Source organism: Allobosea massiliensis, from assembly GCF_042655245.1.
GTDB lineage: Bacteria > Pseudomonadota > Alphaproteobacteria > Rhizobiales > Beijerinckiaceae > Allobosea > Allobosea massiliensis.
This window is the reverse complement of record NZ_JBHSLU010000022.1, coordinates 1-24,906: the sequence shown is the minus strand read 5'-3', so window position 1 is coordinate 24,906 and position 24,906 is coordinate 1. Positions and strand designations below refer to the sequence as shown.

The window sequence follows — 24,906 nt, the reverse complement described above, 5'->3', positions numbered from 1 at the left end:
GGCCGTCCGCCGCCCTTCCCCTTCTCCGCCATCGTGGCGCAGGAGGAGATGAAGCGCGCCCTGCTGCTGGCGGCCATCGACCCGACCATTGGCGGCGTCCTGATCTTCGGCGATCGCGGCACCGGCAAGTCGACCGCCGTACGCGCGCTCGCCGCCCTGCTGCCGCCGATGCGCGCCGTGGTCGGCGATCCCTATCACCGGGCCCCGCAGCCGGGCCTGCGCGGCCAGAAAACCCATCTCGTGCCGGTGCCGGTGGTCGATCTGCCGCTGGGGGCGACGGAGGACCGTGTCGTCGGTGCGCTCGATCTGGAGAAGGCGCTGGTCAGCGGCGAAAAGGCCTTCCAGCCCGGGCTGCTGGCACGCGCTCATCGCGGGTTCCTGTACATCGACGAGGCCAATCTGTTGGAGGACCATCTCGTCGACGTGCTGCTCGATGTGGCGGCCTCGGGCGAAAACGTCGTCGAGCGCGAGGGGCTGAGCATCCGCCATCCGGCGCGCTTCGTCCTCGTCGGCAGCGGCAATCCCGAAGAGGGCGAGTTGCGCCCGCAACTGCTCGACCGGTTCGGCCTCTCCGTCGAGGTCGCGACGCCCGCCGATCTGCCCACCCGCATCGCGGTGGTGAAGCGCCGCGACGCCTATGACCGCGATGCGCATGGCTTCGCGGCGCAATGGCGGGCGGCCGATGCGGCGCTGGGGCGGAAACTCATAGCCGCCCGCAAGCGGCTGACCCTGGTCGAGACCTCCGATGCCGCGCTCGGCCGTGTCGCCGAACTCTGCCTGCATCTGGGCACCGATGGGCTGCGGGGCGAGCTGACGCTGATGCGGGCCGCGCGTGCCTTCGCCGCGTTGGAAGGCGACATGGCGATCGGCGACAGCCATATCCGCAGCGTCGCTCCGGTCGCGCTGCGTCACCGGCTGCGACGCAACCCGCTCGACGAGGCCGGCTCGACGGTGCGGATCGAGCGCGCTCTGGCCGAGGTGTTCGGGCCGTGAGCGCGGCCGGCGCCGGTGCGGAGCGTCCGGCGCTGTCGCCCTGGCGGCTGGCCGAGACGGCGGCCGCGCTTCTGGCGCTGGATGGTGCCGCGATCGGCGGGCTGACCTTGCGGGCACCGGCCGGGCCGGTGCGCGACGCGTTTCTTGAGCGGGTGGCAAGCCTGAGTGGGGATCGGCGGCTCCTGAAGATGCCGGCCGGCATCGGCGATGCGCGGCTGCTCGGCGGGCTCGATCTCGCGGCCACGCTGTCAGCGGGACGCCCCGTCGGCGAGCGCGGGCTGCTGGTGGAGGCCAATGGCGGGATCGTCGTGATCGCGATGGCCGAGCGCCTCGAGATCGGGACGGCAGCCCGCATCGCCGCCGTGCTCGATGCCGGTGCGGTCACCGTCGAGCGCGACGGGCTGGGTCTGACGCTGGCCAGCCGCTTCGGCGTGCTGGCGCTCGATGAAGGCCTCTCTGAGGAGGAGCGGCTTCCCACGGCGCTCGGCGACCGGCTCGCCCTGCGGATTGACCTGACGGCGCTGTCGCATCGCGACATCGAGGCCGAGGTCATTTCGCCTGCGGAGATCGCGGCTGCGCGCGCGCGTCCGACGGCTGCGATGGCCGACGACATGCTCGCCAGCCTGTGCGCGGCCGCCTTCGCGCTGGGGATCGACTCCTTCCGTGCGGCGCTTCAGGCGGTGACGGTGGCCCGGCTGAGCGCCGCCCTCGCCGGACGCGACACGGTAGCGGAGGCCGACGCGGCGCTGGCCGCTGCACTGGTGCTGGCGCCGCGCGCGACGCGACTTCCCGCCGTGCCGGAAGACGAACCGGATTCCCAGACGGATCGGCAGGATGATCCGCCCCCCGCGGATGACGAGACCGCTTCCGGCGAGGCGCCGCGCGATCTCGACGATCTCGTGCTGGCCGCCGCGCGTGCGGCCCTGCCGGCCGGGCTTCTCGCCCGGCTGCTCGCTTCCGGCGGACGGGTGAAGGCGCGTGCTCCCGGTCGGGCCGGGCAGATGCAGAAAGTGGCGCGGCGTGGCCGTGTCATCGGCTCGAAGGCGGGCGATCTGCGCGGTGCGGCGAAGCTCGATGTTGTCGAGACCCTGCGCGCGGCGGCCCCCTGGCAGAAGCTGCGGCGCTGCGAGGCGGCGATGGCGGGCCGCGAGGGGCTGATCGTTCGCCGCGGGGACTTCCGCGTCGCGCGTCACAAGCAGCGCAGCGAAACCGCGACACTGTTCGTCGTCGATGCCTCCGGCTCCTCGGCGCTGCAGCGGCTCGCCGAGGCGAAGGGCGCCGTCCGGCTGCTGCTGGCGGAGTGTTATGTGCGGCGTGACGAGGTGGCGCTGATCGCCTTCCGGCGCAGCGAAGCCGAGATCGTGCTGCCGCCGACACGTTCGCTGGTCGCGGCCGAGCGGGCCTTGTCGGGCCTGCCGGGTGGCGGCGCCACGCCGCTCGCCACCGCCATCGAGGCCGCCTCTGCGCTGGCCGACGCCGTGCGGCGCAAGGGACGCACCCCGGCGCTGGTCTTCATGACCGACGGCCGCGCCAATATCGACCGCGCCGGAAAGCAGGGGCGGGCTCAGGCGCAGGCCGACGCGCTGGCTGCCGCGCGGGGCCTGCGCGGCGAAGGCTTCAACGCGATCCTGATCGACACCTCGCCGCAGCCGCAGCCGCAGGCAGCCGAAATCGCGGCGGCGATGGGCGGGCTCTATGTGCCGCTGCCGCAGGCCGATGCGGCGGGCGTCGGCCGTGCCGTCGGCGCGGCGCTGGCGGCCGCGCGATGAGCGCGGCGCTGTCCTGGGCGAGCGAGGGGCGGGACTGGCCGAACCGCGCCGCCAGCCGCTTCGTCGCGGCCGGTGGCCTGTCCTGGCATGTGCAGGAGATGGGGCAGGGGCCGACGCTCCTGCTGCTGCACGGGACCGGTGCCTCGACTCATTCCTGGCGCGATCTGTTGCCGCTGCTGGCGCGCGATTTCCATGTCGTCGCGCCGGATTTGCCGGGCCACGGCTTCACCGAGGCGCCCGAGCGCGACCGGCTCTCGCTCCCGGCGATGGCGCGTTCGCTCGCCGCGCTGCTCGGCAAGCTCGGGGTCGAGCCGGAGGGTGTCGTCGGCCATTCCGCGGGCGCCGCCATTGCGATGCAGATGGTGCTGACCGGGGCCGTCGCACCCTCCTGCCTGATCAGCCTGAACGGTGCGCTGCTGCCGTTCAGGGGCGTGGCGTCCCAGCTCTTTCCGTCGGTCGCGCGGCTGCTCGTGCTCAACCCGCTGGTGCCGCGCTTCTTCGCCTGGCGGGCGGGGAGTGCCGATGCGGTGACGCAATTGCTGGAGGGCACTGGCTCGCGGCTCGATGCGCGCGGTCAGGAACTCTATCAGCGGCTGTTCTCCAACCGCGTCCATGTCGCCTCCACGCTGGGGATGATGGCGAACTGGGACCTCGAGACGCTGGGGCGGGGTTTTCCCCGCCTCGACCTGCCGGTGCTGCTGGTCGTCGGCGCCGGCGACCGGGCGGTGCCGCCCGCCGATGCGCGCGAGGTCGCGCGGCGCCTGCCCCAAGCGCGCATCGAGACGGTGCCGGGCGCGGGCCATCTCGTCCATGAGGAAAAGCCGGCGGAGATCGCGGCGCTGATCGGCGCCGAGATGCTGCGCCACAGGGAGGCGGTCGCGTCATGCTGAGCGAGCTTCATCCGCCGAGCCTGGGGGCCGGCACCCGCCAGCCCGAGGCCGACCGTCGGCCCCATGCCGTGGTGATCGGCTCCGGCTTCGGCGGGCTCGCAGCCGCCATCCGGCTCGGCGCGCGGGGCTACCGCGTCACAGTGCTGGAATCGCTCGATCAGCCCGGCGGCCGGGCGCGCGTGTTCCGGCAGGACGGTTTCACCTTCGATGCCGGGCCGACGATCGTCACCGCGCCCCATCTCTTCGAAGAGCTCTGGGCGCTGTGCGGGCGGCGGATGGAGGACGATGTCAGGCTGACCGCGCTCGATCCCTTCTACCGGCTGATCTTCGCGGACGGCTCGAGCCTCGACTGCTGCGGCGACGAAACGAAGATGCGCGCGCGGATCGCCGCCTTCGCGCCCGGCGATTCCGCCGGCTACGAGGCCTTCATGCGCGATGCCGAGGCGATCTACGGGGTCGGTTTCGAGCAGCTCGCGGATGTGCCCTTCGGCACGCTCGTCGATATGCTGAAGGCCCTTCCCGCGATGGCGCGGCTGCGGGCCGACCGCAGCGTCTATGGTCTCGCCGCACGCCATGTCCGCGACGAGCGGCTGCGGACGGCGCTGAGCTTCCACCCGCTTTTCATCGGCGGGAATCCCTTCGCGACGACGGCGATCTACGCGCTGGTGATCCATCTCGAGCGCAAGTTCGGCGTTCATTTCGCGCAAGGCGGAACGGGGGCTCTCGTCGCGGGGCTGGTAAAGCTGCTGGAGGGCCAGGGGGCGACGCTGCGCTACGGCGCGGAGGTGGCGGAGATCACCGTGGCCCACGGTGCCGCGACCGGGGTCCGGCTGGCGGATGGTCAGGCGATCGCCGCCGATGTCGTCGTCTCCAATGCCGATGCCGCCTATACCTACGGCACGCTGCTGAAGGCGCAGCCGCGCCAGCGCTGGAGCGATGCGAAGCTCAAGCGGGCGCGCTATTCGATGTCGGTCGTGGTCTGGTATTTCGGCACGCGCCGCCGCTACGACAGCGTTCCCCATCACAGCATCCTGTTCGGCCCGCGCTATCGCGGGCTGGTCGATGACATCTTCGAGCGGAAGGTGCTGTCTCAGGATTTCAGCCTCTATCTGCATCGTCCGACGGCGACCGACCCCACCCTCGCGCCCGAAGGCTGCGACGCCTTCTATGCGCTCGTGCCGGTGCCCAATCTCCAGAGCGGCACCGACTGGGCGACGGAGGTCGAGCCTTTCCGGGCCCGCATCCAGCAACGGCTCGAGGCGACCCTGCTGCCGGGGCTCGGCGACAGCCTCGTCAGCTCGCGGCTGATGACGCCGCCCGATTTCCGCGACGAACTGCTCTCGGTCCATGGCGCGGCCTTCGGGCTGGAGCCGCGGCTGCTGCAGAGCGCCTGGTTCCGGCCGCACAACCGCAGCGAGGAGGTCGACCGGCTCTATCTGGTCGGCGCGGGGACCCATCCCGGCGCCGGGCTGCCCGGCGTCCTCTCCTCTGCAGCCATTCTCGATACGGTGGTGCCTCATGCGACCCGACTGGTCTGATCCGCGTCTTGCGGGCCCCTCGGCGGAGGATTTCGCCGCCTGCGACGGCATGCTCCGCGACGGCTCGAAATCCTTCCGGGCGGCGGCGCTTTTGCTGCCGCGGGCGATCCGGCGGCCGGCGACGGCGCTCTACGCCTTCTGCCGGCTGGCGGACGATGCGATCGACGAAGGTCCGGGCGATGCGGCGACGGTGGCGCGGCTGGAGCGGCGGGTCGAGAGAGCCTATGCGGCACGCCCTATCGACCATCCGGTCGACCGCGCCTTCGCCGAGACCGTGCGCAGGTTCGGCGTGCCGCGCAGCGTCGTGATGGCGCTGATCGAGGGGCTCTCCTGGGACGCGCAGGGCAAGCGCTACGAGACGCTGGACGAGCTCTGCGGCTATGCGGCGCGCGTCGCCGGCTCGGTCGGCGTGATGATGGCGGTTCTGATGGAGCGGCGCTCGGCCGATGTGCTGGCGCGGGCGGCGGATCTCGGGGTGGCCATGCAGCTCAGCAACGTCGCCCGCGATGTCGGCACCGATGCGGCGATGGGGCGGATCTATCTGCCGCTCGCCTGGCTGCGCGAGGCGGGGATCGACCCCGAGGCCTTCCTGGCCCGGCCGCAATTCACGCCGGCGCTCGCCTCCGTCGTCGTGCGTCTGCTGGCGGAGGCGGAGCGGCTCTATGCGCGTGCCGATGCGGGGATTGCGGCTTTGCCGGCTGGCTGTCGCCCCGGCATCCGGGCGGCGCGGGCGATCTATGCCGAGATCGGGCATGAGGTGGCGCGGCGCGGGCATGACAGTGTCTCGCAGCGCGCTGTCGTGCCGGCGCGGCGCAAGCTCGTGCTGCTTGCAGGCGCGCTCGTCACCGGCTCGGGGGCGGACAATCTGGCCGCGCCTGCGCTGCCGGGCACGGCCTATCTGGTCGCGTCGGCTGCAATGTCGCAGGCGGCGCGCCCGGCCTTGCGCGGTGCGCCTCCGGCATGGTGGAATCTGGTCGGCCGGGCGACGGCGGTGATCGAGATGTTCGAGCGTCTCGGCCGGGTCGAGCGCTCCGTCGTCAGGGGGCCGTGAGGGAGGGTTCGTCCGATGTCGTCCAGTGCGCTGATCATCGCCGAGATGGTCCTGACGCTCGGGCTGTGCCTCGGCTTCGGCTTCTACCAGCTCTGGGACCTGCGCCGCGAGAAGGCCAAGGACGCCGCCAAGGCGGCGGAGGCCGCGCGAGCGGGCGCCGAGCCGGCGGTCAAGACCTCCGCGGCATCCTGAAGGGCAGCATCGCCTGCACGACCGGATTTGCGAAGCGGTCGAGCGACAGGCTTTCATGCATGGCCGTGACGCTCTCGCCCGCGAGCGAGGTCTTCACCAGCGAGCGCGCATAGAAGGGCGTGTCCTCCAGCGTCTCGACCAGTACGGCCGGCCGGCCACGATCGCTGCGGGTTTCGCGGGCGATCCGCCAGCCGCTCCCGGGGAGGGCGGCGACTGGGCCCGGCTGGATGGGGGTCGCGCTGCCGGCGCCGTCGAAGCGCCAGCCGAGATCGAAGACCGAGCCGTCCCGGCGCGTGCCGCCATAAAGAACGGCGGCGCCGTTGACTGTTGCGGCCCGCGACCAGTGCCAGCTCCGGAAACCGTCGGCGAGCGGCGCATCGCCCTGGTTCATGTCGAGATAACCCGGCCCGTTCCAGCTCAGATCGGGCTCGCTCAGGTCGACCTCGACCCGCGAGAGCGGGGCGACCGGCCACCAGCGATGGGCGCCATCCGGGTTCAGCGTCACGACATGGTCGGTGATCGCCTGCGGCGTGACGCGGACCGTGCCGCGGACGCGGCGGGGCACCGGCAGCGGCATGCCGATCTCGTCGATCGCGATGGTCAGCGACGACCCATCCCAATGCAGGGCGCTGGGGCCGATAAGGAAGCGCTCAGGCGCGACATCGACATGACGCCGGCCGCGCTCGGTCATGGTCCAGCGCCGGGCGCCGGGGCCGTAGAGACCGACATTCAGCGCGCAATGATCCAGCGGGTCGGGCCGTCCGCGCCGCCGCGCCCAGGCGTAATAGGGCGAGAAGACGCTGCCGACGAAGGCGATGATGCTGAGCCCGTAGCGGCCGTCGTCGCTCAGCGCGTCGACATACCACCAGGCATAGCCGCCGGACGGGACCGGGATGTCGAAGCGAGGTCCGCCATGAGGCTCTGCACGGCCAGCAGGCCCGAGAGCGCCACCATCGGGACGCCCGGCCCCGGATGGACGCTGCCGCCCGTCCAGTAGAGCCCCGGCAGGCGGCTGCGCGAGCCCGGCCTCTCGAAGCTCGCCATCGCGCCATGGGTCGAGCGGCCATAGAGACCGCCCCCCGTCGCGGGAAACAGCGCCTCCCAATCCGCCGGCTGGGTCGCCAGCGTCGCTTCCGGCTGGGGGGAGACCGCCAGCCCGCATTGCGCCAGCCGCGCGAGGCTCCTGTGCAGGCATGACTCGATCTCCTCTGGCGGGAAGCGGGCACGGTCGCCGCACGGCGGGGCGTTGACGAGGACGAGCAGGCGCTCGGGGCCGTCCGGCCCATGGCCGGACTCGTCGCGATCCTGCGCGCAGACATAGACGGTGGGCTCGCCGGGCAGCCGGTCCTGGCGGAAAATCGCCTCGAACTCGGCGGCGTAGTCGTTCGAGAAGAAGACGTTGTGCCGCTGCAGCGGGAAGCCGGAGCTGCGCGCGACCATGGCGAAGGTGACCGCCGAGAGCGAGCGCTGCGTTGGCCGCGTCGGCGGCGCGTGGCGGCTCGCCTCGCGGCCGAAGCGGCCGATGGCGATGGCGTTCACATCGGCATTGCTGACGATCGCGTCGGCCTGCAGGACCTCTCCTCCGGCGAGGCGGACGCTGGCGGCGCGACCGCCTTCGACGAGGATCTCGCTGACGGCCTCGCCATAGCGCAGCGTTGCGCCCTTCGCCTCGGCGAGCGCGGCCAGGGTGCGTGCGAGCCGGTGCATCCCGCCCTCGACCAGCCAGACGCCCTCCTGCTCGACATGGGCGACCAGCATCAGCGTCGCGGGCGCCGCGAAGGGGGAGGAGCCGCAATAGGTGGCGTAGCGGCCGAAAAGCTGGCGCAGGCGCGGATCCTGAAAGCTGTTTCCGAGCGCGTCCCAGAGCGTGCCGAAGGGGCTCGCGCCCCAGAGCTGGCGCAGGCCGGCGATCCCGGCATGCTGCACCAGCCCGAGCAGGCTCGGCCGCTCGCGTGCCATGAAGCTGTCCTTCAGCGCATCGTGCAGGCCGCGCGCCTGGTCGCAGAAGGCGAGGTAGTTGCGCCCCTCGGCGGGGCCGGCAAAGGCGGCGATCGCATCGGCCGAGGCCGCGCGGTCGGCGAAGAGATCGAGCCGCTCGTTCTCGCTCCAGGCGTGGCGGGCGAGGATCGAAGCCGGGGTCAGGGTGAGGTGATCGTCGAGCTGCGCGCCAGCCTCAGTGAAGACGCGGTCGAAGACCCAGCGCATCGTCATCACGGTCGGGCCGGCATCGAGCCTGCGTCCGCCGACGGCCACTTCGCGCATCTTGCCGCCGGGGGTCGCCGCCTGGTCGACCACGGTGACGTCAAGGCCGCGTGCGGCGAGCAGCAGGGCCGAGACCAGCCCGCCGATCCCCGCGCCGATGACGACGATGCGTCCCGTGTCCACTGGCTCTCCGCGTGCCCGTTGACTTCACTGCGAAACTGTCCACTCTTATTGACACATAGAATGTCAGTTTGAAAGAACGCTCATTCGGAGGGTCGCATGGATACCGGGACACGGATCGAACAGACCCTCGAGGCGGCGCTGGCCGCGGGGCATCGTCAGAACTGCCCCCCGCTGCTGGCCCAGGCGATGCGCCATGCCGTGTTTCCCGGCGGGGCGCGCATCCGCCCGCGGCTAACGCTGGCCGTGGCGCGGGCCTGCGAGGATGCCGATCCCGCCATGGCCAGTGCGGCGGCAGTGGCGATCGAGTTCCTGCATTGCGCCTCGCTCGTCCATGACGACCTGCCCTGTTTCGACGATGCCGACATGCGGCGCGGGAAGCCCTCGCTGCACAAGGCCTATGGCGAGCCGCTGGCGGTGCTGGCGGGCGACGCGCTAATCGTGCTCGCCTTCGAGACGCTGGCCGAGGCGCCGGCCCGTCGGCCGCAGAGCCTCGGCACGGTGCTGCGGGTCGTCGGCGGCGCCGTCGGCAGCCGCGGCGGGATCGTGGCCGGGCAGGCCTGGGAATCGGAACCCGCGATCGACTGCGCGCTCTATCACCAGGCCAAGACCGGGGCGCTGTTTGCCGGAGCCACCATGGCCGGCGCGGCGGCGGCGGGCGTTGCGCATCAGGACTGGCGCGGTCTGGGCGAAAAGCTCGGCGAGGCCTTCCAGGTCGCCGACGACATCCGCGACGTCGCCGCTACGCCGCAGGAACTGGGCAAGCCCTGCGGGCAGGATGCCGCGCATCTGCGCCCGAACTATGCGCTGGCCCATGGGCTCGGCCCGGCGATCGCGCATCTCGATGCGCTGGTGCTGGAGGCGATCGCCGCCATCCCTGACTGTCCGGGCCGGCAGGATCTCGGCACGCTGATCGGCCTGACGGCCAAGAGCTTCCTGCCCGAGAGCCTGCAGCGCCGCGCGGCCTGACCGTGCCCCCGGCCTTGGTCCCAGCCGCCGGGCCTGTCGCGGAACCGGCCCGGCCGGTCTCGCTGGCCGACCGGTTGGCGGGATGGCGCAACCGGCTGGTGGCGAGCCCGCGCTTCCAGCGCTTCGCCGCCTCTTTTCCGCTGACCAGGCCGATCGCGCAGCGGCAGTCGCAGGCGCTGTTCGATCTCTGCGCCGGCTTCGTCTACGCGCAGGTGCTGCAGGCCTGCATCCAGCTCGACCTGTTCCGCATCCTCAACGAGGCGCCCCGCAGCGCCGCCGAACTGGCACCCCGGCTCTCGCTGACCGAGGCCGCGACCGAGCGTCTGCTCGGCGCCGCGGCCGCGCTCGACCTGGTCGAGCGGCGCAGCGGCGGACGCTACGGGCTCGCCATGCTGGGGGCCGCGCTGCTCGGCAATCCCGGCGTCGGCGCCATGATCGCGCATCACCGGCTGCTCTATGACGATCTCGCCGACCCGCTCGCGCTGCTGCGGGGCGAGAACGGGCCCACCGCGCTGTCGGGCTACTGGGCCTATGCGACGGCCGAGCGGCCGGCGGCCGCGCCTCCCGCAGACGTCGCGGCCTATAGCGCGCTGATGGCGCAGTCCCAGCATTTCGTCGCCGACGACATCCTCGCGGCCTATGACTTCTCGCAGCATCGCCGGATCCTCGATGTCGGCGGCGGGGAGGGGGCCTTCCTCTGCCGCGTCGCCGCCCAGGCTGCGGCGCCGGCGCTGATGCTGTTCGACCTGCCGGCGGTGGCCGAGCGGGCGCGGCTGCGCTTCGCGGCGGAGGGACTCTCGCTGCGCGCCGAAGTTGCCGGAGGCGACATGCACCGCGAATCGCTGCCGGGAGGCGCCGATCTCGCGACGCTGGTCCGCGTGCTGCACGACCATGACGACGCGGCGGTGCGTGCGCTGTTGCGGCGGGTGCGCGCCGCCCTCGCGCCGGGCGGAACGCTGCTGATCGCCGAACCGATGGCGGGCTCGCCCGCGACCCGGCGCATGGCGGAGGCCTATTTCGCCTTCTATCTGCTCGCCATGGGTAGCGGCCGCGCCCGCAGCCCCGCGGAACTGACGGTTTTCCTCCGGGAGGCCGGCTTCAGCGACATCCGCTCGCTGCGCACGCGGCGGCCACTGCTGACCGGCGGCCTGACCGCCCGCGCCGCCTGACACAGTATGTGTAATTTAAGATTGACACATGACCTTGTTCCGCTAGCTTGACACTCAGGTGACGGAGCCCGGCCAGGCGGCTGGCTCCCCGACCTCGAAAGTGCTCCCGATGCATGCGCTGGCAGTCCTCGTCGAAAGGCCCGAGCATCTGGTTCTCAGCCAACTGGAACTGGTTGCGCCCGCGGATGGCGATGTCGTCGTCGCGACCGCCTGGAGCGGCATTTCGACCGGCACCGAACGCCTGCTCTGGTCGGGCCGCATGCCGCCCTTTCCGGGCATGGGCTATCCGCTGGTGCCGGGCTATGAATCGGTCGGCCGCGTCGTCGAGGCGGGCCAGTCCTCCGGGCGCAGCGTCGGCGAGCTCGTCTTCGTGCCCGGCTCGCGCGGCTTCAAGGACGCGCGCGGCCTGTTCGGCGGCGCTTCCTCCCATCTCGTCGTGGCGGGCGCCAAGGCCGTACCCATTCCCGAGACACTGGGACCGTCAGGCGTGCTGCTGGCGCTCGCGGCCACGGCCCAGCATGCGCTGGCCGGCGGCACCCTTCCCGAGTTGATCATCGGCCATGGCGTGCTCGGACGGCTGCTCGCCCGGCTCGTTCTCGCCCATGGCGGCCAACCGGTCGTCTGGGAAAGCAACCCGCTGCGGGCGACGCCGGCGCAAGGCTACACGGTCGTCTCCGCCGAGGCGGATGCCCGCAAGGACTATCGCGTGATCTGCGACGTCAGCGGCGACGCCTCGCTGCTGGACACGCTGATCGCAAGGCTGGCGCCGCAGGGCGAGATCGTGCTGGCGGGCTTCTACGACCAGCCGATCGCCTTTTCCTTCCCGCCCGCCTTCATGCGCGAGGCGCGGCTGCGCGTCGCCGCCGAATGGCGCCAGACCGACCTCGACATCGTCATGACGCTGATTGCCGACGGACGGCTCTCGCTGGACGGGCTCATCACCCACAGCGCCCCGGCGAACGATGCGCCGGCCGCCTATCGCACCGCTTTCAGCGATCCGTCCTGCCTCAAGATGATCCTGGACTGGAGTGCCTGCTCGTGAACATCCAGATCCGAAATCCCGTCCCGTCGCCCGCCGCCGCCATGGCCGCCCGCCTGCGCGACGAGGCCGCCCAGCCGCAGGACGCGGTCGTCACGACCGGCCCGACCAAGGACACGCAGATCATCGCGATCTACGGCAAGGGCGGCATCGGCAAGTCGTTCACCCTGGCCAATCTCAGCTACATGATGGCCCAGCAGGGCAAGAAGGTCCTGCTGATCGGCTGCGATCCGAAATCCGACACCACCTCGCTGCTCTTCGGCGGCAAGGCCTGCCCGACGATCATCGAGACCTCCTCGCGCAAGAAGGCGGCGGGCGAGGAGGTGAAGATCGGCGATGTCTGCTTCAAGCGCGACGGCGTCTACGCGATGGAGCTCGGCGGGCCGGAGGTCGGCCGCGGCTGCGGCGGGCGAGGCATCATCCACGGCTTCGAACTGCTGGAGAAGCTCGGCTTCCACGACTGGGGCTTCGACTTCGTGTTGCTCGACTTCCTCGGCGACGTGGTCTGCGGCGGCTTCGGCCTGCCGATCGCCCGCGACATGTGCCAGAAGGTCATCGTCGTCGGCTCCAACGATCTGCAGAGCCTCTACGTCGCCAACAATGTCTGCTCGGCGGTGGAGTATTTCCGCAAGCTCGGCGGCAATGTCGGCGTCGCTGGCATGGTCATCAACAAGGATGACGGTACCGGCGAGGCCCAGGCCTTCTGCGACAAGGTCGGGATTCCGGTGCTCGCCGCCATCCCCGCCCATGATGACATCCGCAAGAAGAGCGCCAATTACGAGATCATCGGCCGGCCGGGCGATGTCTGGGCGCCGCTGTTCGAGGAACTGGGACTGAACGTCTCCGAGGCGCCGCCGGTGCGGCCGGCGCCGCTGACGCAGGACGCGCTGCTGGGCCTGTTCTCCAGCGAAAGCACCGGCCGCGACGTCGTGCTGGTTCCCGCCACGCTGGAAGACATGTGCGGCCCCTCCGCCCTCAAGAAGGCGACCCTCGAAGTCGTCTACGACCAGGTCTGAGGCGCATCATGACCGTGCATCAGCCCCTGCCCGACGCCGCCTCCGCCCCCGCGATCAACGCGGCGGCGACGACAGGCGACGGGCTGGGCTGCCATTCCGGCCAGGAGGCGATGCGCAGCGCCGCCACCGCGGCCGGCAACGCCGAAATGCTGGAGCGCTTCGCGAAGGATTATCCGGTCGGGCCGCACGACAAGCCGCAGAGCATGTGCCCGGCCTTCGGTTCGTTGCGTGTGGGCCTGCGCATGCGGCGCACCGCGACGGTGCTGTCGGGCTCGGCCTGCTGCGTCTACGGGCTGACCTTCACCTCGCATTTCTACGGCGCGCGGCGCTCGGTCGGCTATGTGCCGTTTAACTCCGAGACGCTGGTCACGGGCAAGCTGTTCGAGGACATCCGCGAGGCGGTGTTCCTGCTGGCCGATCCCGCGCTCTACGACACCATCGTCGTCACGAATCTCTGCGTGCCCTCGGCCTCGGGCGTGCCGCTGCGGCTCCTGCCCAAGGAGATCAACGGCGTCCGCATCATCGGGATCGACGTGCCGGGCTTCGGCGTGCCGACCCATGCCGAGGCCAAGGACGTGCTGGCGGGCGCCATGCTGGCTTATGCTCGCAAGGAGGCCGAGGCCGGCCCGGTCCAGGCGCCGCGCGCCGGGCGCGAGGAGCGCCCGACGGTGACCCTGCTCGGCGAGATGTTTCCGGCCGACCCCGTCGGCATCGGCATGATGCTGGAGCCGCTGGGGCTGGCGGCCGGCCCGGTCGTGCCGACGCGGGAGTGGCGCGAGCTCTATGCCGCGCTCGACTGCGCGGTCGTCGCGGCGATCCACCCCTTCTACACGGCTTCCATCCGCGAGTTCGAAGCGGCGGGGCGCAGCATCGTCGGCTCCGGCCCGGTCGGCGTCGAGGGCACGGTCGCCTGGCTTTCGGCGATCGGCGCGGCCTGCGGCGTGGCCAAGCCCCTGGTCGAGGCGGCGCAGAACCGGCTCGTCCCGGCGATCCGTGGCGCGCTCTCGGCGATGCCGATCAGCGGCCGGATCACGCTCTCGGGCTATGAGGGGTCGGAGCTTCTGGTGGCGCGGCTGCTCGTCGAGAGCGGCGCCGATCTGCGCTATGTCGGCACCGCCTGCCCGCGCACGCCCTGGTCGGAGCCCGACCGCGAGTGGCTGGCGGCACGCGGCGTGATGGTCAATTTCCGTGCGACGCTCGAGCAGGATCTGGCGGCGATGGCCGAGTTCCAGCCGGACCTCGCGATCGGCACCACGCCGGTTGTGCAGAAGGCCAAGCAGCTCGGCATCCCCTCGCTCTACTTCACCAACCTGATCTCGGCGCGGCCGCTCTTCGGGCCCGCCGGCGCGGGTTCGCTCGCCCAGGTCGTCAACGCGGCCATCGGCAACAAGGGCCGCATGGACGCGATGAAGGCCTTCTTCGCCGGGGTCGGCGAGGGCGACACCGCCGGCACCTGGCAGGACACGCCGCAGCTGCATCCCGATTTCCGCGAGAAGTTCGCCCGCCGCGCCGCCAAGGCGAAGGCGGCGGCCGAGGAGATTCCGTGATGCTGATCCAGGATCACGACAGGGCCGGGGGCTATTGGGGCGCGGTCTACGTCTTCTGCGCCATCAAGGGCCTGCAGGTCGTCATCGACGGCCCGGTCGGCTGCGAGAACCTGCCGGTGACCTCGGTGCTGCATTACACCGACGCGCTGCCGCCGCACGAACTGCCGATCGTTACGACCGGTCTCGGCGAAGAGGAACTCGGCCAGCACGGCACGGAAGGCGCAATGAAGCGCGCCAATGCGGTGCTCGATCCGCATCTGCCGAGCGTGGTCGTCACCGGCTCGATCGCCGAGATGATCGGCGGCGGCGTGACGCCGGAAGGCACCAACATCCAGCGCTTCCTGCCGCGCACGATCGACGAGGACCAGTGGCAATGCGCCGACCGCGCGCTGTTCTGGCTCTGGGGCGAATACGGCGCCAAGCGCGGCATCGTTCCCAAGGCCAAGCCCCGCAAGGAGGGCGCGAAGCCCAAGGTCAACATCATCGGCCCGGCCTATGGCATGTTCAACATGCCCTCCGACCTCGCCGAGGTGCGCCGCCTGATCGAGGGCATCGGCGCCGAGGTCCACATGACCTTCCCGCTCGGCTCGCATCTCGCGCAGGTGCAGCGCCTGGCCGATGCCGAGGTCAATGTCTGCCTCTATCGCGAATATGGCCGGCTGCTCTGCGAGGCGCTCGAGCGGCCCTATCTGCAGGCGCCGATCGGGCTGCATTCGACCACCGCCTTCCTGCGCTCGCTGGGCGAGCTGCTCGGGCTCGACCCCGAGCCCTTCATCGAGCGCGAGAAGCACACGACGATCAAGCCGCTCTGGGACCTCTGGCGCTCGGTGACGCAGGACTTCTTCGGCACGGCTTCCTTCGCCATCGTCGCCAACGAGACCTATGCGCGCGGAATCCGCCACTTCCTCGAGACCGAGATGGGGCTGCCCTGCACCTTCTCGGCCTCGCGCTGCGCGGGCCAGAAATCCGACAACGACGCGGTGCGCGCCTCGCTCAAGGAGAAGCCGCCGCTCGTGCTGTTCGGCTCGTTCAACGAGCGCATGTACATGGCCGAGGCCGGCGGGCGCGGGATCTACATTCCCGCCTCCTTCCCCGGCGCGGTGATCCGCCGGCACACCGGCACGCCGTTCATGGGCTATGCGGGCGCGACCTACCTGGTCCAGGAGGTCTGCAACGCGCTGTTCGACGCGCTCTTCCACATCCTGCCGCTGGGCACGCAGATGGACGCCGTCGAGGCGACGCCCGCGCGCCTGCACCGCGAGCTGCCCTGGTCGGAAGAGGCCAAAGCCCTGCTCGAGGACTGCCTGGAGCGGCAGCCGGTGCTGGTGCGGATCTCCGCCGCCAAGCGCCTGCGCGATGCCGCCGAGGCCCGCGCCCGGCAGGCCGGCGCCGCCCGCGTCCAGGCCGACCATCTCGATCGTGTCGCCAGTCGCGAAGGAGCCTTCGCATGAGCGCACCGAGCCAGCATCGACGGCGAGACGGCCGCAGCAGAACCGTTCCCGAGGGGAGGAGAGACGCATGACCATGCAGTTCACCGCGCGCCATTCGGAGCAGGATCATCTGCGCCGGGTGAAGTCGCTGGCCTCCGACCGGCGCATGTGCCGGCGCCTGACCACCCTGTCGATGCCCTTCTTCCTCGCCGCCGCGCTGGCGCAGAGGGTGCTGCGCCCCGCTCCCGCCGGCCCCCGGATTTCGCTGGTCGCCGAGGCGCGCGCCCAGGCCAACGCCACCATTCCCTTCATGTTCATGGGCTGAGGCCAGGACGCGAGGGGGCACGCGCTTTCGCCCGGGTTTCGGGCGGAAGGAACTGCCGGGGGTCGAAGCCCGGCAGCCAGCCGCACGGCTTCGTGCGGTAACGGCCGCAAGGCCAAAGGAGAGAAGATCATGACAGAGAGAGACTCACTGTCAGGGTTGACCGAAGCGGAAGCCAAGGAATTCCACGGCTTCTTCATCACGAGCTTCATCGCCTTCACGGTCATCGCCGTGATCGCGCATTTCCTGGTCTGGTCATGGCGGCCCTGGCTGCCCGGACCCAACGGATATGCGTCCCTCGATGAAGGCGTGAAGACGGCCCTGACCACCGCCGTTTCGCTGATTTCATAAGAAAGGAGCGGAACCATGTGGAAAATCTGGCTGCTGTTCGATCCGCGTCGCACGCTGATCGCGCTGTTCACCTTCCTCTTCGGGCTCGCGATCCTGATCCACTTCATCCTGCTCTCTACGAACAGGTTCAACTGGATCGAAGGCCCGCGGAAGGCCGCCGCCGTTCTGCAGATCGAGGCTCCGACCTCGGATGTGACGATCTCGCGGATCGGCTGACGACACTGGTGGACGGGGTACGGGATTCGTCCCGGTCCCGTCTGCCGCTCCGACCGGCCCCTGCCGGGACCACACCGTTCAGACGAGGCGCGGCCCTGAATGCCGGCGCCCGCGGAGGGATGCGACGATGGCTCTGCTCAATTTCGAACGCAAATACCGCGTCAGAGGCGGCACGCTGATCGGAGGCGATCTCTTCGACTTCTGGGTCGGCCCCTTCTATGTCGGCTTTTTCGGCGTCGCGACGGTGTTCTTCGCGGCGCTGGGCACGGCGCTGGTGTTCTACGGCGCGGCGATCGGGCCGACCTGGAACCCCTGGCTGATCTCGATCAACCCGCCCTCGCCGGAATACGGGCTACGCTTCGCGCCGCTCAAGGAAGGCGGGCTCTGGCAGATCATCACGATCTGCGCGACCGGCTCCTTCGTCTCCTGGGCGCTGCGCGAGGTCGAAATCTGCCGCAAGCTCGGCATGGGCTATCACGTGCCCGTGGCCTTCGGCTTCGCGATCCTGGCCTATGTGACGCTGGTGATCATCCGGCCCTTCCTGCTCGGCTCCTGGGCCTATGGCTTTCCCTACGGGATCTTCAGCCATCTCGAATGGGTCTCGAATGTCGGGTACCAGTATCTCCAGTTCCACTACAACCCGGCGCATATGATCGCGGTGAGCTTCTTCTTCACCAGCGCGCTGGCGCTGTCGCTGCATGGCGGCCTGATCCTCTCGGCCACGAATCCCAAGCGCGGCGAGCCGGTGAAGACGCCGGAGCACGAGAACAGCTTCTTCCGCGACACGATCGGCTATTCGATCGGCACGCTCGGCATCCACCGTCTCGGTCTCTTCCTGGCGGTCTCGGCCTCCTTCTGGAGCGCGGTCTGCATCGTCATCAGCGGGCCCTACTGGAGCGAGGGCTGGGCCGAATGGTGGGACCTGTCGCGCCACTTCTCGATCTGGCGCTGAACCCGCCTCACGACGCCTGGCCGCGGCGCGCCGCGGCCTCCTCATCCCGGTTCTTCAAGGATCAAGGCGATGGCCACCTACCAGAACATCTTCACCCGGGTTCAGATCCATGGCGCACCGGATCTCGGCGTGCCGATCCCGAGCCGTGGGTCCCGCCGCGGGACGGCGACCCGCGTCGTGCATCTATTCGGCATGATCGGCGACGCGCAGGTCGGCCCGATCTATCTGGGCTGGACCGGCGTCACCTCGATCGTCTGCGGCATCATCGCCTTCGAGATCATCGGGCTCAACATGCTGGCCTCGGTGAACTGGGATCCGATCCGCTTCGTGCGCGAGCTGTTCTGGCTCCAGCTCGCGCCGCCGCTGCCGCAGCACGGGCTGACCATCCTGCCGCCGCTGAAGGAGGGCGGCTGGTGGCTGCTCGCCGGCTTCTTCCTGACGACCTCCATTCTGCTCTGGTGGGTGCGAACCTATAACCGGGCGCGGGCGCTCGGCATGGGAACGCATGTCGCATGGGCCTTCGCCTCGGCGATCTGGCTCTATCTCGTGCTCGGCTTCATCCGGCCGCTGCTGATGGGGAGCTGGAGCGAGGCGGTACCCTTCGGCATCTTCCCGCATCTCGACTGGACGCAGAATTTCTCGCTGCGCTACGGCAACCTCTTCTACAATCCCTTCCACGCGCTCTCGATCGCCTTCCTCTACGGTTCGGCGCTGCTCTTCGCGATGCATGGCGCGACGATCCTGGCGGTCTCGCGCTATGGCGGCGACCGCGAGATCGAGCAGATCGTCGACCGCGGCACGGCCTCGGAGCGCGCCGCCCTGTTCTGGCGCTGGACGATGGGCTTCAACGCCACGATGGAGTCGATCCATCGCTGGGCCTGGTGGTTCGCGGTGCTCTGCACGCTGACCGGCGGCATCGGCATCCTGCTCAGCGGCACGGCGGTCGACAACTGGTACGAATGGGCGATCAAGCACAAATTCGCCCCGAGCGATCCGACGATGTGGCCGGCGACGCCGGTTCCCCCCGCGCGGCCCTGAGCACGCCGCGCGATCCTCGACCGCGAACGAGCGGACGATCCCTGGGAGGCCGGCGACGGCCTCCCTTTTTCATGCCGCCAGGGCGTCGGCCGAGGGTTGCTTGCAGCCTGCGCAGGACGCCGAAGGGGACCTTCCCAACGGAAAAGGCCGGGCGCTGGGCCCGGCCTTGTCGTGTCCGCAGCGGGAGATCCGTTTCAGGCGGCGCGGCGCAGCCCCACCTGGCCCCAGATCGCCGCCAGCGCGCCGACCAGCGCCTCGATGTCGGCGTCGGCGTGCAGCGGCGACGGCGTGATCCGCAGCCGCTCGGTGCCGCGCGGCACAGTCGGGTAGTTGATCGGCTGGACGTAGATGTCGAAGCGCTCGAGCAGCTCGTCACTGATGCGCTTGCACAGCACGGGATCGCCGACCATCACCGGGACGATGTGGCTGGGGTTCGGCATGTGCGGGATGCCGGCGGCGTCGAGCCGGGCCCGCACGGCGGCGACGCGATCCTGCTGGCCGGCGCGCTCGGTCTGGCTCGCCTTGAGGTGACGCACCGAGGCGAGCGCCCCGGCGGCGAGCGCCGGCGGCAGCGAGGTCGAGAAGATGAAGCCCGAGGCGAAGCTGCGGATGAAATCGCAGGTCGCGGCGCTGGCGGCGATGTATCCGCCCATGATGCCGAAGCCCTTGGCCAGCGTGCCCTCGATCACGTCGAGCCGGTGGCTCAGGCCCTCGCGCTCGGTGACGCCGCCGCCGCGCGGCCCGTAGAGGCCGACCGCATGGACCTCGTCGATATAGGTCATGGCGCCGAATTCCTCGGCGAGATCGCAGAACGCCGCGATCGGGGCGATGTCGCCATCCATCGAGTAGACGGATTCGAAGGCGAGCAGTTTCGGCCGGCGCGGATCGATGGCCTGGAGCTTGCGGCGCAGATCGTCGGGATCGTTATGGGCGAAGACGACCTTGTCGGCCCGCGAATGGCGGATGCCCTCGATCATCGAGGCGTGGTTGAGCGCGTCGGTGACGACGACGCAGCCCGGGATCCGGGAGGCCAGGGTCGAGAGCGAGGCCCAGTTCGACATGTAGCCGGAGTTGAACAGGAGCGCGGCTTCCTTGCCGTGCAGCTCGGCGAGCTCGCGCTCGAGCAGCACATGGTAGTGGTTGGTGCCGCTGATGTTGCGCGTGCCGCCGGCGCCGGCGCCGCAGCCGTCGATCGCGCCATGCATCGCAGCGAGCACGTCGGGGTTCTGGCCCATGCCGAGATAATCGTTGGAGCACCAGACCGTGACGTCGCGCGGTCCCTCCGTGCCATGGAAAGTGGCGCGGGGAAACTGCCCGGCCTTGCGCTCCAGATCGGCGAAGACGCGGTACCGGCCTTCCTTGTGGAGCCCGTCGAGTTCCTGGCGGAAGAACATCTCGTAATCCATCGGCGGCCTCCAGATGCGCGCTGTCGCGCTATGCGACGAGGGTTGGCGGGGGAACGGCGCGCGGAGTCGCGAGGCCGGTGGCGGGGGGCAGGACAGGCCGGGCGCCGGCAGCCGGGTGTTCGGCGCCCGCGGTTTCGCGCGAGCGCAGGCCCCAGGCCCAGAGATCGGCCACCGGAAGCGGCAGCACCAGGAACCAGTGCTCGATCACGCCGAGCACGGCGAAGGTCGCCAGCAGAACGAAGCCGGTGACCAAGAAAGGGTCGTTCGCGCGCACGACGCTGTGGACGAGCCAGGCGCTGAGCAGCGTCGCGGCCGTGACCGAGAGCGGGAACAGCAGGTTCATCGCGCGCTGGCGAAAATGGCTCTTCAGATAGGCGAGGTGGTCGGGCAGAAACTCGACCGTCGTATTGGGCACGCCGAGGAAGATGTTGAGCTTGGTCGAGAGCCGCATGGCGAAAAGCAGGGCGAAGGTGGCGAGCCCGAAGCGGTTGGCGCCGCCGGCTGTGAGCAGCGCGACCAGTGCCAGGGAGGCGAGCAAGGCGAGCTCGTGATGCAGGATCGCCCGGGTCGCGGCGGCGAAACGCGCGCGCCCCCGCAGCGCAGGGTCGCAGGGTGCGCGGTTCGGCCCCGCGACATAGCCGAGCAGGAAGGCGAGCTCGTTCCAGCCCCAGACGACGAGGGCGCTGAACACGGCGAGATAGGCGCCGGCGACGCTGGTGTCGCCGGCGGTGGCGGCCAGTCCCCAGAAGGCAGCAAGCAAAGCGAGCGTGGCGCCCGCCAGGCTCCAGCGGAAGGTCGCCTTCGGCAGCCCGTCGAGATAGAGGATCGCCCCGGTGGAGAACCACCAGGCGATCAAGGTCGCGACGATCGGCAGCCCATAGGTGACCAAGACGAAGGCTCCCTTCAATAGGCCGGCTGCAGCCGGCTGGTGAGCGGGATCTCGTTCTTGATGGTCGGCAGCATATAGAGTTTCAGCAGCGCATAGCCGACCTGGGCCTGATAGGCGCGCATCCGGATCTGCGCGGCCAAACCACCCTGTTCGGACGATTCGGCGATCTTGCCGGCGAGGATGCGAACGCGTTCCAGCCCGGCGCGGAACTTCGGGTTGTCCGTGTCGAGGACGACCGGGAAGACCTGGCGGGAGATTTCCGAGGTGATGCGGTAGACCTCGAAATCATACTCCGTCGGGTCGATGTCGAGCGCCTTGTGGAACTCCGGCCGGACATGGTCGCGCACATACATCGTCGCGTAAACGGCGAGCAGGAAGAAGCGCACCCAGAGCTTGTTGCCGCCGGTCAGCAGATGCGGGTTGGCCCGCATCAGCAGCGAGAAGGCCTCGCCATGGCGGAACTCGTCGTTGCACCACTCCCGGAACCACCGGAAGATCGGGTGGAAGCACTTGTCGGGATGGCGCTCGAGGTGCCGGAAGATGGTGATGTAGCGGGCGTAGCCGATCTTCTCGGAGAGATAGGTCGCGTAGAAGATGAATTTCGGCTTGAAGAAGGTGTATTTCTTGGCCTTCGTCAGGAATCCGAGATCGACGCCGATGCTGAACTCCTTGAGCGCGTCGTTGATGAAGCCGGCATGGCGGGCCTCGTCGCGGCTCATGTATTTGAACAGCTCGCAGATGTCGGGATTGGTGCCGCGCTTGCGCATCTCTGCATAGAGGACGCAGCCGGAGAACTCGGCCGTCAGCGACGACACGAGGAAGTCGATGAACTCCTTGCGCAGCGGCTCGGGGATCTTCTCGAGCTCCAGCTTCCAGTCGGCGTTGCGGGTGAAGTGGCCCTTGTTGGGGTCGCTCTTCATCTCGGCGATCAGCACGTCCCATTCGGCCCGCACCGGCGTGACGTCGATCTTGTCGAGCTCGTCGAAATCGGTGGTGTAGAAGCGCGGCGTCAGCATCGTGTCCTGCTGGGCCATGCGGGTGGCTTCGTTGGGGGCCTCGCGCATGGCGCCGGCCGGGAAGGTTGCGGCAGTCATAGCTTGCTCCTTTCCGAGAAGCTGAATTCGAGAAGCTCCATGAATTCGGCGCGTCCGGAGATCTTGGTCCAGAGCTGCTCGAGCCAGCCGGCGCGCTTCACCGTCGCGATGCGGCGGAAGGTCTGGACCTCGCCGTAAGGGACCTTGATCGGCTCGCCATGGACGATGACTTCGTCGCCGGGGCGGATCTTGATGTCGCCGTCGAGCGTCACATGGGCGTGCAGGCTCTCGAAGGTATGGGACACCTCGATGGTACAGCCGACGTCGAACTGCTTCGGCTCGGCCATGGTTCTGTCCGTCAACGTGAAATCGGTCATGGGCGGTTCTCCCGGGAGGACAGGAAGCGCGCGAAGGTGGCGGCGTTGCCGGGGCCGAAGGCGTCGAGCTCGATGCGTCCGCCGGTGGCGGGATCGCTCAGGCTGAGCCGACCGTTCTCGCGGCGTTCCAGACGAAAGGGCAGGTCCCGCGGCAGGCCGGCCTGTTTGCGCTGGCGCGCCAGGCTTCGCATCGTGCCGCGGATGAAGCCGTCGGCGCCGACGGCGATGGTCTCGAGTTCCCGGCCGGCGCCGTCGCGGACGAGGACCGAACCGTCCTCCCGGTCCTCGAAGCGCAGATCGGCCATGGCAATGGTCGGGCTGTCGGGGATCCCGGTGGCGCCGATGCCGGTCTGGCGCGCGAGGCCGGCGATGGCGATCGTCGCGACAGCGAGCACCGCCATGCCGACCAGAGCCCAGCGCGGCGGCGACAGGCTGGCCGAGGCGGGTGGGGGAAGGGCCGTGTCGCTCATCGCCGCCTCCTCAGCTCGCGGCGGCCATGCCCTGCGGCAGGCGCGCATCATTGGCGGCGGTCGCGGGCTGGGGCAGGGAGACCGCGCTGCCGGCATGGGTGGCGAGCGCGCGGGCGAGGATGCCGGCGGCGCGCTCGGCCTCGGGCAATTCGCGCAGCATCGGTTCCGGACGGGCGAGCCGCCAGGGCCGGGCATGGGGCCAGAGCACGATGTAGGAAATGCGCTCGCCCGGCACGAGGCCGACCGGAATGTCGCCGCTGCCGCCGCGACGCAGCTTCAGCCCCGCCTGCGCGACGAGCGCGAAGGGCAGGTTGATCGTCATCGGCAGGGCGATGCCGAAGCGGAGCACGAGGCGCCGGCTGGTGATGGTGTAGACCGTGCCGCGCGCCGCGAGGAAGGCGAGCCCTGCGAGGAGGCCGGCGGCGATGCTGCCGGCGAGCGTCAGCCAGGTCATCGGCAGCAGCGTGGCCGCGAGCGGCGTGCCCTGAACCAGGGCCAGCACCGGCTGTGCCGCGACGAGGGCGCCGAAATAGCAGGTGACCTCGCGCAGATGGAAGGCGCGCCAGGCGAGGCCCCGCCAGTCGGGCCCCCCTTGCCAGAGGATGGTCTCGCCCTCCGGGGGCAGGGCAGGCAGGCCGGGGACCGGCTCGAAGGCGAAATCGTCCTGGCTCATAGCAGCGGCTCCGCACGGTGCGGCGTCGCATAGAGGGTGCCGGCGCCGTAATAGGCGCAGATCTTTTCCTCCTCGAGCCGGGTCACGGAGTCGGGCTTGCGGAGCGCCGGCACATCGGCGAACTGGCTCGCCAGCAGCGCCTCGACCTTGATCCGCCCGACGCCCGGCTTCACGCCGCGCTTGATGTCGGAGAAGGTCACCGGCAGCAACACGTTGCGTCCGTTCGGGAGGGCGACCTCGAAATAGCGCAGCAGCGCCTCCGAGCGGTCGACCCAGAGATCGACGATCTTGCCGGCCACCTTCATGTCCGCGCCGATGACGTCGTAGCCGCGGGGATCTTCCTCGGCCGAGACCGCGTAGCCGGTGGCGACGCGAACGGGCAGGATCTTGATGTGGTTGTCGTAGCTCATCTCCGGCGCGTCGACCCGCTCCGCCCAGGAGCCGGGGCCGATCGAGTCCAGCATCGGATTGGCGCCGGTGGGGGCCAGCGGCGCGCCGGGGAATTTCGCCGTCGGCCGCGCCGCCAGCACCCGGCCGTCGGGGCGACCGTTCGGTGCCTGGACGGTGGTGCCGTTGGAGAGGTGGAAGGTCTTGGGCGCCGGGAAGAAGACCAGGCTCGGCGGCAGGAACTTGCCGGGATGGGTGTCGGATTCGAGCGGGTAGCCCTCGCGCCGGTCCTCGCGGCGCAGATAGACCACGAGCCCGGCGAAGAAGATCCAGAACAGCCAGATCGTGACCTGGGCGACGTCGATATATCCCATGATCTCACGCATCAGAGAGCCCTCCTTGCAGGGTCTTCGTTCGGGTCGCGGTCATCCTGGAAACTCCGCCAGGCCGAACCGTGTCGCGGGGAGAGGCCGTGCGACGGCAGCGCTTCGCACCAGCGGGCCGATGGCGACCAGCGTGGCGAAGAGCAGCGCGACCTCGATGTGATAGACGGCGTGATAGGCGGCCGCCGGCTCGGCCAGGCCCGGTCCCAGCGTGCCGCTGCTCGCGAGCGCCGCGAAACCGTCCCGGATGGCGCCGCCGAGCGCGATGGCAAGCCCTGCGGCGGTTGCCTGGGCGGCACCCCAGATGCCGACGGCGAGCCCGGCCTGAGAGCCCGTCCCGAAAGGGTTGAGCGACTGGGGCACTCGTGATTCCAAGGGGTTGTTCAGGCCATCTTGGAGCGAGCGATGTGGACCCCAGCCACT

Annotated in this window: 27 protein-coding genes; 17 read left to right on the top strand and 10 right to left on the bottom strand. The window is 70.0% G+C overall.

The genetic code is table 11. The features are described from left to right. The first annotated feature begins 48 nt into the window (after positions 1 to 48). The 6 genes from ACFPN9_RS10800 to ACFPN9_RS10775 are packed head-to-tail and all read left to right on the top strand — an operon-like array spanning position 49 to position 6,433. Positions 49 to 993: a magnesium chelatase ATPase subunit I gene (locus ACFPN9_RS10800; RefSeq protein ID WP_067254807.1), complete on the top strand. Its 945-nt coding sequence runs from the start codon at positions 49 to 51 to the stop codon at positions 991 to 993. Then, positions 990 to 2,762, top strand: coding sequence for a magnesium chelatase subunit D (locus ACFPN9_RS10795; protein WP_066720209.1), 1,773 nt, complete (start codon positions 990 to 992; stop codon positions 2,760 to 2,762). Before ACFPN9_RS10800 ends, ACFPN9_RS10795 begins: the two co-directional genes overlap by 4 nt. Beyond that, positions 2,759 to 3,652, top strand: a complete 894-nt coding sequence (gene bchO, locus ACFPN9_RS10790) for an alpha/beta fold hydrolase BchO (RefSeq protein ID WP_066734783.1) — start codon at positions 2,759 to 2,761, stop codon at positions 3,650 to 3,652. Before ACFPN9_RS10795 ends, bchO begins: the two co-directional genes overlap by 4 nt. After that, a complete protein-coding gene (locus ACFPN9_RS10785) occupies positions 3,646 to 5,190 on the top strand; it encodes a phytoene desaturase (RefSeq protein ID WP_066718827.1) in 1,545 nt (514 codons plus the stop codon). Before bchO ends, ACFPN9_RS10785 begins: the two co-directional genes overlap by 7 nt. Then, on the top strand, positions 5,171 to 6,241 hold the full coding sequence (locus ACFPN9_RS10780; protein WP_066718830.1) for a phytoene/squalene synthase family protein: 1,071 nt from the start codon (positions 5,171 to 5,173) through the stop codon (positions 6,239 to 6,241). The genes ACFPN9_RS10785 and ACFPN9_RS10780 overlap by 20 nt, the downstream gene beginning before the upstream one ends. Before the next feature lie 15 nt (positions 6,242 to 6,256). After that, complete coding sequence (locus tag ACFPN9_RS10775) at positions 6,257 to 6,433, top strand: hypothetical protein (RefSeq protein WP_156446480.1); 177 nt, start codon at positions 6,257 to 6,259, stop codon at positions 6,431 to 6,433. On the opposite strand, the gene ACFPN9_RS10770 is transcribed toward ACFPN9_RS10775, so the two are convergent. Beyond that, on the bottom strand, positions 6,411 to 7,328 hold the full coding sequence (locus ACFPN9_RS10770) for a hydroxyneurosporene synthase (protein ID WP_067254810.1): 918 nt from the start codon (positions 7,326 to 7,328) through the stop codon (positions 6,411 to 6,413). The genes ACFPN9_RS10775 and ACFPN9_RS10770 overlap by 23 nt on opposite strands. Then, the gene (gene crtD / locus ACFPN9_RS10765; RefSeq protein WP_066726473.1) at positions 7,280 to 8,818 is read right to left on the bottom strand and encodes a 1-hydroxycarotenoid 3,4-desaturase CrtD; all 1,539 of its coding nucleotides are present in this window, start codon (positions 8,816 to 8,818) and stop codon (positions 7,280 to 7,282) included. The genes ACFPN9_RS10770 and crtD overlap by 49 nt, the downstream gene beginning before the upstream one ends. 96 nt (positions 8,819 to 8,914) lie before the next feature. Between crtD and ACFPN9_RS10760 the strand changes: the two genes are divergently transcribed. From ACFPN9_RS10760 to pufM, 11 genes are all read left to right on the top strand, one after another. After that, positions 8,915 to 9,784 (top strand): polyprenyl synthetase family protein, encoded by an 870-nt coding sequence (locus ACFPN9_RS10760; protein WP_066726471.1) that lies wholly within the window; start codon positions 8,915 to 8,917, stop codon positions 9,782 to 9,784. Between the two features lie 14 nt (positions 9,785 to 9,798). Further along, complete coding sequence (locus ACFPN9_RS10755; protein WP_348626288.1) at positions 9,799 to 10,953, top strand: methyltransferase; 1,155 nt, start codon at positions 9,799 to 9,801, stop codon at positions 10,951 to 10,953. 109 nt (positions 10,954 to 11,062) lie between these two features. Next, positions 11,063 to 11,995, top strand: coding sequence for a chlorophyll synthesis pathway protein BchC (gene bchC, locus ACFPN9_RS10750; RefSeq protein ID WP_066726467.1), 933 nt, complete (start codon positions 11,063 to 11,065; stop codon positions 11,993 to 11,995). 41 nt (positions 11,996 to 12,036) lie between these two features. Further along, entirely contained in the window at positions 12,037 to 13,008 is a 972-nt protein-coding gene (locus ACFPN9_RS10745; RefSeq protein WP_066726476.1) for a chlorophyllide a reductase iron protein subunit X, read from the top strand. Positions 13,009 to 13,016: 8 nt separating this feature from the next. Further along, positions 13,017 to 14,555 (top strand): chlorophyllide a reductase subunit Y, encoded by a 1,539-nt coding sequence (gene bchY / locus ACFPN9_RS10740; protein ID WP_066726464.1) that lies wholly within the window; start codon positions 13,017 to 13,019, stop codon positions 14,553 to 14,555. Further along, entirely contained in the window at positions 14,555 to 16,006 is a 1,452-nt protein-coding gene (gene bchZ / locus ACFPN9_RS10735; RefSeq protein ID WP_066726461.1) for a chlorophyllide a reductase subunit Z, read from the top strand. The genes bchY and bchZ overlap by 1 nt, the downstream gene beginning before the upstream one ends. 67 nt (positions 16,007 to 16,073) lie before the next feature. After that, the gene (locus tag ACFPN9_RS10730) at positions 16,074 to 16,310 is read left to right on the top strand and encodes a hypothetical protein (protein WP_066726456.1); all 237 of its coding nucleotides are present in this window, start codon (positions 16,074 to 16,076) and stop codon (positions 16,308 to 16,310) included. 129 nt (positions 16,311 to 16,439) lie between these two features. After that, complete coding sequence (gene pufB, locus ACFPN9_RS10725) at positions 16,440 to 16,658, top strand: light-harvesting antenna LH1, beta subunit (protein ID WP_066726453.1); 219 nt, start codon at positions 16,440 to 16,442, stop codon at positions 16,656 to 16,658. Positions 16,659 to 16,673: 15 nt separating this feature from the next. Then, positions 16,674 to 16,874, top strand: a complete 201-nt coding sequence (gene pufA, locus ACFPN9_RS10720) for a light-harvesting antenna LH1, alpha subunit (RefSeq protein ID WP_066726450.1) — start codon at positions 16,674 to 16,676, stop codon at positions 16,872 to 16,874. A gap of 127 nt (positions 16,875 to 17,001) precedes the next feature. Then, complete coding sequence (gene pufL / locus ACFPN9_RS10715; RefSeq protein WP_066726447.1) at positions 17,002 to 17,826, top strand: photosynthetic reaction center subunit L; 825 nt, start codon at positions 17,002 to 17,004, stop codon at positions 17,824 to 17,826. Positions 17,827 to 17,895: 69 nt separating this feature from the next. Beyond that, positions 17,896 to 18,864, top strand: coding sequence for a photosynthetic reaction center subunit M (pufM, locus tag ACFPN9_RS10710; protein ID WP_066726445.1), 969 nt, complete (start codon positions 17,896 to 17,898; stop codon positions 18,862 to 18,864). Positions 18,865 to 19,058: 194 nt separating this feature from the next. Here the strand turns inward: pufM and hemA are convergent, their stop codons facing one another. From hemA to ACFPN9_RS10670, 8 genes are read right to left on the bottom strand one after another with little or no spacing between them, the layout of a single operon-like run. Then, positions 19,059 to 20,270, bottom strand: a complete 1,212-nt coding sequence (hemA, locus tag ACFPN9_RS10705; RefSeq protein ID WP_066726436.1) for a 5-aminolevulinate synthase — start codon at positions 20,268 to 20,270, stop codon at positions 19,059 to 19,061. A 28-nt stretch (positions 20,271 to 20,298) separates the two neighbouring features. After that, positions 20,299 to 21,159, bottom strand: coding sequence for a putative photosynthetic complex assembly protein PuhE (puhE, locus tag ACFPN9_RS10700; protein WP_082735491.1), 861 nt, complete (start codon positions 21,157 to 21,159; stop codon positions 20,299 to 20,301). A gap of 14 nt (positions 21,160 to 21,173) precedes the next feature. Next, on the bottom strand, positions 21,174 to 22,253 hold the full coding sequence (gene acsF / locus ACFPN9_RS10695; protein WP_066726431.1) for a magnesium-protoporphyrin IX monomethyl ester (oxidative) cyclase: 1,080 nt from the start codon (positions 22,251 to 22,253) through the stop codon (positions 21,174 to 21,176). Then, on the bottom strand, positions 22,250 to 22,570 hold the full coding sequence (locus tag ACFPN9_RS10690; protein WP_066726428.1) for a hypothetical protein: 321 nt from the start codon (positions 22,568 to 22,570) through the stop codon (positions 22,250 to 22,252). The genes acsF and ACFPN9_RS10690 overlap by 4 nt, the downstream gene beginning before the upstream one ends. After that, on the bottom strand, positions 22,567 to 23,040 hold the full coding sequence (puhC, locus tag ACFPN9_RS10685) for a photosynthetic complex assembly protein PuhC (protein WP_066726425.1): 474 nt from the start codon (positions 23,038 to 23,040) through the stop codon (positions 22,567 to 22,569). Before puhC ends, ACFPN9_RS10690 begins: the two co-directional genes overlap by 4 nt. A gap of 10 nt (positions 23,041 to 23,050) precedes the next feature. Beyond that, positions 23,051 to 23,713, bottom strand: coding sequence for a photosynthetic complex putative assembly protein PuhB (puhB, locus tag ACFPN9_RS10680; protein WP_066726421.1), 663 nt, complete (start codon positions 23,711 to 23,713; stop codon positions 23,051 to 23,053). Then, positions 23,710 to 24,486 (bottom strand): photosynthetic reaction center subunit H, encoded by a 777-nt coding sequence (gene puhA, locus ACFPN9_RS10675; protein ID WP_197426728.1) that lies wholly within the window; start codon positions 24,484 to 24,486, stop codon positions 23,710 to 23,712. The genes puhB and puhA overlap by 4 nt, the downstream gene beginning before the upstream one ends. A gap of 39 nt (positions 24,487 to 24,525) precedes the next feature. Further along, the gene (locus ACFPN9_RS10670; RefSeq protein ID WP_377816880.1) at positions 24,526 to 24,846 is read right to left on the bottom strand and encodes a PucC family protein; all 321 of its coding nucleotides are present in this window, start codon (positions 24,844 to 24,846) and stop codon (positions 24,526 to 24,528) included. Positions 24,847 to 24,906: the final 60 nt, after the last annotated feature.

Coding starts and splice junctions, on each gene's coding strand:
- ACFPN9_RS10760 (WP_066726471.1), top strand. CDS start 8,915: ATGGATACCGGGACACGGATCGAACAGACCCTCGAGGCGGCGCTGGCC.
- puhB (WP_066726421.1), bottom strand. CDS start 23,713: ATGAGCCAGGACGATTTCGCCTTCGAGCCGGTCCCCGGCCTGCCTGCC.
- ACFPN9_RS10780 (WP_066718830.1), top strand. CDS start 5,171: ATGCGACCCGACTGGTCTGATCCGCGTCTTGCGGGCCCCTCGGCGGAG.
- puhA (WP_197426728.1), bottom strand. CDS start 24,486: ATGCGTGAGATCATGGGATATATCGACGTCGCCCAGGTCACGATCTGG.
- hemA (WP_066726436.1), bottom strand. CDS start 20,270: ATGGATTACGAGATGTTCTTCCGCCAGGAACTCGACGGGCTCCACAAG.
- bchO (WP_066734783.1), top strand. CDS start 2,759: ATGAGCGCGGCGCTGTCCTGGGCGAGCGAGGGGCGGGACTGGCCGAAC.
- ACFPN9_RS10785 (WP_066718827.1), top strand. CDS start 3,646: ATGCTGAGCGAGCTTCATCCGCCGAGCCTGGGGGCCGGCACCCGCCAG.
- ACFPN9_RS10690 (WP_066726428.1), bottom strand. CDS start 22,570: ATGACCGATTTCACGTTGACGGACAGAACCATGGCCGAGCCGAAGCAG.
- ACFPN9_RS10800 (WP_067254807.1), top strand. CDS start 49: ATGAAGCGCGCCCTGCTGCTGGCGGCCATCGACCCGACCATTGGCGGC.
- ACFPN9_RS10730 (WP_066726456.1), top strand. CDS start 16,074: ATGACCATGCAGTTCACCGCGCGCCATTCGGAGCAGGATCATCTGCGC.
- bchC (WP_066726467.1), top strand. CDS start 11,063: ATGCATGCGCTGGCAGTCCTCGTCGAAAGGCCCGAGCATCTGGTTCTC.
- pufL (WP_066726447.1), top strand. CDS start 17,002: ATGGCTCTGCTCAATTTCGAACGCAAATACCGCGTCAGAGGCGGCACG.
- puhC (WP_066726425.1), bottom strand. CDS start 23,040: ATGAGCGACACGGCCCTTCCCCCACCCGCCTCGGCCAGCCTGTCGCCG.
- ACFPN9_RS10775 (WP_156446480.1), top strand. CDS start 6,257: ATGTCGTCCAGTGCGCTGATCATCGCCGAGATGGTCCTGACGCTCGGG.
- pufA (WP_066726450.1), top strand. CDS start 16,674: ATGTGGAAAATCTGGCTGCTGTTCGATCCGCGTCGCACGCTGATCGCG.
- pufB (WP_066726453.1), top strand. CDS start 16,440: ATGACAGAGAGAGACTCACTGTCAGGGTTGACCGAAGCGGAAGCCAAG.
- ACFPN9_RS10745 (WP_066726476.1), top strand. CDS start 12,037: ATGGCCGCCCGCCTGCGCGACGAGGCCGCCCAGCCGCAGGACGCGGTC.
- acsF (WP_066726431.1), bottom strand. CDS start 22,253: ATGACTGCCGCAACCTTCCCGGCCGGCGCCATGCGCGAGGCCCCCAAC.
- pufM (WP_066726445.1), top strand. CDS start 17,896: ATGGCCACCTACCAGAACATCTTCACCCGGGTTCAGATCCATGGCGCA.
- bchZ (WP_066726461.1), top strand. CDS start 14,555: ATGCTGATCCAGGATCACGACAGGGCCGGGGGCTATTGGGGCGCGGTC.
- bchY (WP_066726464.1), top strand. CDS start 13,017: ATGACCGTGCATCAGCCCCTGCCCGACGCCGCCTCCGCCCCCGCGATC.